Origin of the sequence: uncultured Paraglaciecola sp. (assembly GCF_913058035.1) — a bacterium.
Taxonomy (GTDB): Bacteria; Pseudomonadota; Gammaproteobacteria; order Enterobacterales; family Alteromonadaceae; genus Paraglaciecola.
In genome coordinates this window covers 1-7,223 of sequence record NZ_CAJXPA010000197.1, presented here as the reverse complement: position 1 = coordinate 7,223, position 7,223 = coordinate 1, and the positions used below count along the sequence as shown (strand labels likewise).

The 7,223-nt window shown below is 37.4% G+C and carries 7 protein-coding genes and 2 pseudogenes; 5 read left to right on the top strand and 4 right to left on the bottom strand.

From position 1 onward, the window contains the following. The 3 genes and pseudogenes from QZ562_RS18150 to QZ562_RS18140 all read left to right on the top strand — a co-directional run. A pseudogene (locus tag QZ562_RS18150) lies at positions 1-181 on the top strand (hypothetical protein); the annotation flags it as partial. Then, positions 174-1,007, top strand: a complete 834-nt coding sequence (locus QZ562_RS18145) for a glucosaminidase domain-containing protein (protein WP_293763328.1) — start codon at positions 174-176, stop codon at positions 1,005-1,007. The pseudogene QZ562_RS18150 and the gene QZ562_RS18145, both read left to right, overlap by 8 nt. Beyond that, entirely contained in the window at positions 1,004-1,639 is a 636-nt protein-coding gene (locus QZ562_RS18140; protein ID WP_293763326.1) for a DUF2987 domain-containing protein, read from the top strand. Before QZ562_RS18145 ends, QZ562_RS18140 begins: the two co-directional genes overlap by 4 nt. Before the next feature lie 78 nt (positions 1,640-1,717). Here the strand turns inward: QZ562_RS18140 and QZ562_RS18135 are convergent, their stop codons facing one another. The 3 genes from QZ562_RS18135 to ttcA form a co-directional block, all read right to left on the bottom strand. Then, positions 1,718-2,269 carry a YkvA family protein gene (locus QZ562_RS18135; protein WP_293763324.1) on the bottom strand — a complete coding sequence of 184 codons (552 nt, stop codon included), beginning with the start codon at positions 2,267-2,269 and terminating at the stop codon, positions 1,718-1,720. 88 nt (positions 2,270-2,357) lie between these two features. Beyond that, positions 2,358-3,383 carry a patatin-like phospholipase family protein gene (locus QZ562_RS18130; protein ID WP_293763322.1) on the bottom strand — a complete coding sequence of 342 codons (1,026 nt, stop codon included), beginning with the start codon at positions 3,381-3,383 and terminating at the stop codon, positions 2,358-2,360. A 16-nt stretch (positions 3,384-3,399) separates the two neighbouring features. Then, positions 3,400-4,323 (bottom strand): tRNA 2-thiocytidine(32) synthetase TtcA, encoded by a 924-nt coding sequence (ttcA, locus tag QZ562_RS18125; RefSeq protein ID WP_293763319.1) that lies wholly within the window; start codon positions 4,321-4,323, stop codon positions 3,400-3,402. 130 nt (positions 4,324-4,453) lie between these two features. Here ttcA and QZ562_RS18120 point away from each other — a divergent pair, with 130 nt between their 5' ends. Beyond that, positions 4,454-5,137 (top strand): ABC transporter ATP-binding protein, encoded by a 684-nt coding sequence (locus tag QZ562_RS18120; protein WP_293763315.1) that lies wholly within the window; start codon positions 4,454-4,456, stop codon positions 5,135-5,137. Continuing rightward, positions 5,127-6,359, top strand: coding sequence for an ABC transporter permease (locus QZ562_RS18115; protein WP_293763312.1), 1,233 nt, complete (start codon positions 5,127-5,129; stop codon positions 6,357-6,359). The genes QZ562_RS18120 and QZ562_RS18115 overlap by 11 nt, the downstream gene beginning before the upstream one ends. Positions 6,360-6,376: 17 nt before the next feature. On the opposite strand, the pseudogene uspE reads toward QZ562_RS18115, so the two are convergent. Continuing rightward, a pseudogene (gene uspE / locus QZ562_RS18110) lies at positions 6,377-7,223 on the bottom strand (universal stress protein UspE); the annotation flags it as partial.

Below are 7,223 nucleotides of genomic sequence, written 5' to 3'. Positions count from 1 at the left end.
ATTTTACATAGCATATTATTGTTGTTTGATATTAGGCGCTTTGTCATTTGGTTTTGCTTATATCTGGATAATCCCATTTTTCATCAATATGAAAGGTATATTATATCGGGAGTTATTTGGCGTTAAAGTGCGTGATGTAAATGATAAACCCGACCAAGACGAAGGAGTATTTCATGCGTGATGCGGTTAAAATACCTTTCGTAACTATTGCTATTGTTATCAGTACAGTAGTATTAATAGTTTTTCTTCAGCAATTTAAATCTAAAAATACAGATACAGCAGAAGACATTATCAGACTTGATGGATTACACGTAGCCACCTTAGACGCTAGTATGGAAGATGTTCCCAGTTTTGCTAATTATGCAAATGTAATTGAAAAAAAACGAGCTTTCTTTGCTTATTTACAACCTGAAATTCAAAGACAGAATGAAATAGTTACAAAAGAGCGGCAGATGGTGTTGGCTTTACAGGGAATGTTTTTGCAACATGAAAAACTCAATAAACATCAGCAAAAAGTATTTAAAAAGCTAATAGCAAAGTATCAGTTTTCTGGTGATGAAGAGTTATCTTTAGAACAGACAATAGAAATGTTGATTAGAAGGGTAGATTCCATACCAGAAGCACTTATTCTGGTTCAAGCTGCAAATGAATCTGGCTGGGGAGCTTCAAGATTTGCTCAACAGGGTTATAACTTTTTTGGACTTTGGTGTTTTAAAAAAGGCTGCGGTTTTGTGCCTAAACAACGTGACGATGACGCAAAACATGAGGTTGCAAAGTTTACAGATTTATCACACGCGGTGATGACTTACATGCGTAATATTAATCGTCATTATGCTTATAAAGATTTAAGAATGATTAGAGAAAATCTAAGACAGGACGGAAAGCCAGTCACAGCTGTAGCCTTAGCTTCAGGCTTATTAAGCTACTCTGAACGAGGTCAAGAATATATTGACGAGCTGAGAAGCATGTTACGAGTAAATAGAAAACATATGGTAATATCAATTTGAAAATAACATTTCTTATTTTAGGGTTTATATTTTTAAACTCACAAGTAGTTGCAGAAACATTAGATGTGGAGTACTCGAGCTTTTACAGCCACGTAAAGAAACTTGACGATCCAGATACTGATGCATTGAGATTTGCCTTCGGTTTTATGCATATTGCTGATAAACGTTTGTGTCACGTCAGCAGCGCGCAAATAAAGACACAAAAACAAACACTTGCCTTAACAATAGAAAATAATAATCGTTTCACTGTACCTACGGATAAAATTCTAAAAATGGCCAGAGCCAAGGTGATCATCGAATTAGATGATCAGGCCAATCAATGCGACATGTCAGTGCAATTAGAAACGTTACCAAGCTTTTTGAAAACGCAATACAACCATGATGAGTTATTATTGTTGTTTAAGCAGTATCAGGCATTTTTTGATGAGATGGGTGGTTTTTTATCTTTCATGATGCCTGCGCCAGAAGGTTTATTATTTCACTTTGAAGAAGATGTGAGATTACCAGAAGAGCTGCAAACTTTAGTTGATAAAAAAGGGACGTTAACTTTAAGTAAAACATGGTTCATGCAGCAAAAAGGTTTGTATTTACCGAATAAGCCGTTACGCATAACCGCGATTGTTAAGAACTAAGTTAATAATTAGTGAGACAAATTATGATTAAGGATACACATGACGATAGAACTGCCCTGTGTATCCTTTTTGTTGGTCCTACATTATCCTAGAAAACAAACGCCTGCTTCCACTGGTACTGCGATTTCTACGCATATTGGAGCGTAGTTCCGTTCTCTTACTCTCCAACCAACTTTCACGATTTACATTCGCTTCAACACCACGACGGTTTTCTTCAGTTAATCTATACTTACAAAACTGCTTATAGGCTGCCAAATCTTGTGACAACTCTTGTATAACCAATTCAATCATAATAGCGTCATCCACAAAACCCAATCCTGGAATATTGTCGGGTACTAAATCTTCTGGCTCACTAAAATAAGCTAAGGAAGTTAAAATTTCATTTTTTTCATCTTCAGGCATTTGCCATTCTGAATCTTCTAATGCAGATATAAGTGTTTCTAAAGACTCCATTCTGTGTTTAACAAAATCAGGCAAGCTAGCCTGTTCCATTTCAGCGCAAACGGCACGTGCTTTTTTTAAAACTTCAGCCGGTGGATACTCACTGGCTTTTTGCATAGCTGCTTTCATCATTGAACGAAAATGATCTAGATCACTGTCAGACAGTTCGAAACTAATTTGAATAGGCATGTTGGCATTCCTTGTTTTTGTTTTTTGTTAGGTATCTACCTTAATGAGCGGCCGCGAGTCTGTCAATTGTGTTGTTTAAATATCACACTTATTCAGTCCCTAATTGATACTTAATTTGGTCTGCAACTCTATGCACACTAGCTCGACCATGTTCAATCAGTTCTTTTGCCCGATAAAACTCCATCATGCCAAAATCGCGCAGTTGAGGCTCGATTAATATATCAGGTGGATCGCCTGCCAAACGAGACCGAGTGACTCTTGCTGATAAAATATCTAAAGAACCTGTCATAGCATTAATAATAGAAGGAGCGGGAGGTATTACTATACGGTCTTTAGCAATCAACTCCTCTTGTTTTGAGTGCTCAACGTTAGCAGGTTCTAATATGTCTAAATATTCCTTAGTTAAAGATTCTTCATTTAAAACTGAATCCTGTTCCTCAGACTTAGCATCTGAATCTGGACCCTTTTTAAACCATTGTTGAATTTGTTGTTGACTGCGTTTAAAAAAATCGGATGTCTTTTTTTGGTTATTACCATGGTCAAAAGTATTAGCAACTAAAGATTGAGGCCTGAAATCTGCACTTAAGTTGACCGCAATGACGATATCAGCCCCTAACAATCTGCACATGTTAACAGGTATAGGGTTGACGACACCTCCATCAACCAACCATCTATTCTTAAACAGTAATGGCGGAAATAAACCGGGAATAGCACAAGATGCTTTAACAGCCTCAATTACAGAACCACTTAAAAAATTGACTTCACGGCCGCTGTATAGGTCAGTGGCTACGGCTGCAAAAGGCTTATTTAATTCTTCAAAAGTTTCATAACTGAAATTTTCTTGTAGTGCTTGAAACACTTTCAGTCCACTCATCAATCCTCCTTTATGAAAACCGACTCCCATTAAAGCATACACTTGCCAATCCGTAAGGCTTTCAACCCATTCAGCTAATTCTGGTAACTTTCCAGAAGCAAATGAGGCGCCAACATAAGAACCTATTGAGCATCCAGACACGATATCTATATTGATACCCATTTCTTCTAGTGCTTGAATGACACCTATATGTGCCCACCCACGAGCAGCACCGCTACCTAATGCTAAACCGATCTTCATTTATTTACCCCTTTTCTTAAATATTAGTAATGTTTAGAGGTCTGGCCATAGACGTGGACTTATTTGACAAATTTGTATCTTGTGAGATGAGTTCGGGTGGATCAAAACCAATATCACCATTTTCAAACGGTATTGATTGTGTTTTTAAACTGACAAAATCAAATTGTTTGTTATCAGCCAAGTGTGAAGGCACCACATTTTGTAATGCCTTTGACATAGACTCTATCCTGCCTGGAAAACGTTGTTGCCAATCTTGCAACATACCCTTAATCACTTTTCTTTGTAAGTTTTCTTGAGAACCACAGAGGTTACAAGGGATGATCGGGAATTCAAGGAATTGCGAATAAGCAGCAATATCTTGCTCGGCGCAATAAGCCAGTGGCCGGATCACCATTTGTTTGCCATCATCACTGACTAATTTAGGTGGCATTGATTTTAACTGACCTCCATTAAACATGTTCAGAAAAAGTGTTTCTAACATATCATCCCTATGATGGCCCAGTGCAATCTTAGTGGCTTTTAAACGTGTGGCAGTGTTATAAAGAATGCCTCGACGCAAACGAGAGCAAAGAGCGCAAGTTGTTTTACCCTCTGGCACTTTATCTATCACAATTGAATAAGTGTCTTCTTCAACCACTTCAAAATCGACACCAAGCTGAGTCAGATATTCTGGTAATATGTGTTCTGGGAAACCAGGCTGTTTCTGGTCGAGATTAACCGCAATAACACTAAAAGAAATGGGCGCTACTTTTTGCATGTGTAACAACACATCCAACATGGTGTAGCTATCTTTTCCGCCAGATAAGCAGACCATCACTTTGTCGCCATCTTCAATCATATTAAAATCAGCTATCGCTTTGCCTGTATTGTGCCTAATACGCTTTTGTAATTTATTGAAGCTTAAGGAGTGTCGTTGATTATTGCTGGATAATTGATTCATGTGTACTGCTTATGTTTAGTCGACTAAAAAGGTTGTAACCCTTGGGTTGATAGGCAATTATACTTAAAAAATCTCTGTTTCTAAACTAAACCTTTATTTATTGGATATGTTGTTTTTATGTGTTGTTTGTATGCCTTATAGTTTATCAATAAAAGATCTGTTTTTTACGTGGTCAAAAAAAAGTGATTTTGCTCTACACATACCTGATTGGAAGGTGAAAACAACAGAGAAAGTTTTTTTATACGGTCGTTCAGGTGAAGGAAAGTCTACTTTACTAAATTTAATTTCTGGCATTCAAAGCCGCTATACTGGCAACATACAAGTCTTAGGACAAGATATGAGTGAATTAAGCCAAACTCAAAAAGATACATTTAGAGCAAATAATATTGGCATAATATTTCAACAGTTTAATTTATTACCTTACCTATCAGCCGAACAAAATATACTTTTGGCACAACGATTTAAAAATACTAAAAATACTCAACAGTCTGACCAATTAGCCTCTATTTGTGAGCGGCTAGAATTAAACAGTCATTTACTTAAACAAAAATCCATTGAATTAAGTGTCGGCCAACAACAACGTGTTGCAGTTGCAAGAGCTTTATATGGTTCCCCTGAGTTGATCATTGCCGACGAACCTACCTCGGCATTAGACACCCAAACCAGAGAAAAATTTATCCATCTTCTTTTAGACTGTGCTCAATCCTCAACGGTTATATTTGTTAGCCATGATATGTCTTTGGCGTCACATTTTGATCAACAACTTGGTTTAGCACAGTTACAGCTTAGAAGGAGTGAAACTGATGTTATTTAAATTGGTGTTGGCAAGTTTATGGTCACGACGAGTTATGGCTACTTTAACGTGTACCTCAATTGGGATTAGTATGCTGGTGCTAATCGGTGTTGAGCACTTACGCGCCGAGGTAAAAAATAATTTTGAACGAACAATATCGGGTGTTGATTTGATTGTGGGCAGCCGCACCAGTGGGGTAAATTTGTTATTGTTTTCTGTGTTTAAAATTGGAAACCCTAGTACTAACATTCAATGGAATAGTTACCAAGATGTTGTTAATAAAAGTCAAGTTGCATGGACGGTTCCACTTTTGATGGGAGATTCCCATGAGGGATTTTCTGTTATCGGCACCACAAATGATTATTTTGAATATTTTAAGTATGCTGACAAACAAAAAGTTTCTTTTACGCAAGGCGCACCTTTCAAACGTTTATATGAGGTAGTGTTAGGGGCAGATGTGGCCAAAAATTTAGGATATAACCTTCATCAATCGATAGTTATGTCTCATGGCACAGGAAAAGTTAGCTTTACACATCACGATGATCATCCATTTAAGGTGGTGGGTATTTTAAATTCCACTGGCACTCCTGCTGATCAATCTCTGTATATTCCTTTACAAAGTACCGACATCATTCACCAAGCAGAACATGTTGATGATGAACTGTTAGCTTCGGTGCCTCTTGGAAAAAAATATCAACCACGGCTTAGTGCTTTTTTGTTGGGCAGTAAAAATAAAATTTCGGTCTTAAGTTTGCAGCGAGATATTAACCAATATGCACAAGAGCCTCTAAGTGCAATTTTACCCGTTTTGGCCTTGCGGGAATTATGGAAAATAGTGGGCGCGGTCGAAATTAGCTTAAAAGTTATTTCATGGTTGATTTTAGCTACTGCTCTCATTTGCATGACCACTATGTTATTGGCTTCCATGAAAGAGCGAGAAAGAGAATTAGCAGTATTGCGAGCATTAGGTGCTAAAGCTCACATCATTATTTTATTGATCGGGGCTGAAGCCCTATTACTAACATTATTAGGTGCACTAGCAGGATATTTATTAGTGACTATCACTTTGATATTTGGACAACCACTACTTGAGAAACACTTTGCTTTATACATTAGCCCTTATGCAAACTTATTTGCAGTAGGACAATTCTTTTTAATAGCCGCTATAGCAGCCATTTTACTATCTTTAATTCCGGCAATCGTTGCTTACAAAAAATCATTACTAAGTGGCCTGAAACACTAATTTTCTCTGGGTTATAATTACCATTTGACTGGCGATACAAAACCATACGGTTTAATCGTCAGTACGTCACAATTTAGTTTATCTATTACATGTTCTGCGGTGTTACCTAGTAACGCAGCTGAAATACCTTGTCGACCAATAGTGCCTAATACAACAAGTTCTGCATCTAATTGTTCTGCATACTGTGTGATCACGTCTTCTGGCAAACCAATAGCCACATGACAGTGTTGCTTGTTTATATGATGTTTTTCACTATGGACTTGCATGCATTGTTCGTGATGTAACTTTGCAGATTCATCATACGTAGTCGGATCAAACTCTGGGATCTCGATAACTATATTAGCGGGTGTTCCAGGAAATGAGTTCACTAAATGAACGTTCGAAGACAATAATTTAGCAAAATGTAATGCTTGTTTAGTGATTTCTTCGTTTAACGATATATGATTATCGTCATCCACACCGACATTAATTGCAGCTAATATTTGTCCACCACATGGCCAATCATGCTCTTTTACCAACAACACAGGAACAGGCGCTTTACGCATAATGTGCCAGTCAGTAGGAGTAAAAATGACTGATTTTAATGAATCGTGTTGCTGGGTACCTTTGACAATTAAGTCATAACCCTTGTCTATTACTTCATAAATGATGCTTTCGTAAGGCCGATTGTGCCAAACGATTTTAACATCTATGCTAACTTTATGATGACTGAATTTTTCTGAGACCAAGTTAACCAGCCAATCAGTTCTGTCATCAATCACCGCCTGACGCATGTTTTCACGTTCGTCCATCGATAACATAGTGGTCATTTCGTATCAAAACTCGTTCATACTTAATAAACAAGTTATACTAGCTCCCGTCTCC

Coding starts and splice junctions, on each gene's coding strand:
- QZ562_RS18120 (WP_293763315.1), top strand. CDS start 4,454: ATGCCTTATAGTTTATCAATAAAAGATCTGTTTTTTACGTGGTCAAAA.
- QZ562_RS18135 (WP_293763324.1), bottom strand. CDS start 2,269: ATGCCTATTCAAATTAGTTTCGAACTGTCTGACAGTGATCTAGATCAT.
- ttcA (WP_293763319.1), bottom strand. CDS start 4,323: ATGAATCAATTATCCAGCAATAATCAACGACACTCCTTAAGCTTCAAT.
- QZ562_RS18130 (WP_293763322.1), bottom strand. CDS start 3,383: ATGAAGATCGGTTTAGCATTAGGTAGCGGTGCTGCTCGTGGGTGGGCA.
- QZ562_RS18145 (WP_293763328.1), top strand. CDS start 174: ATGCGTGATGCGGTTAAAATACCTTTCGTAACTATTGCTATTGTTATC.
- QZ562_RS18115 (WP_293763312.1), top strand. CDS start 5,127: ATGTTATTTAAATTGGTGTTGGCAAGTTTATGGTCACGACGAGTTATG.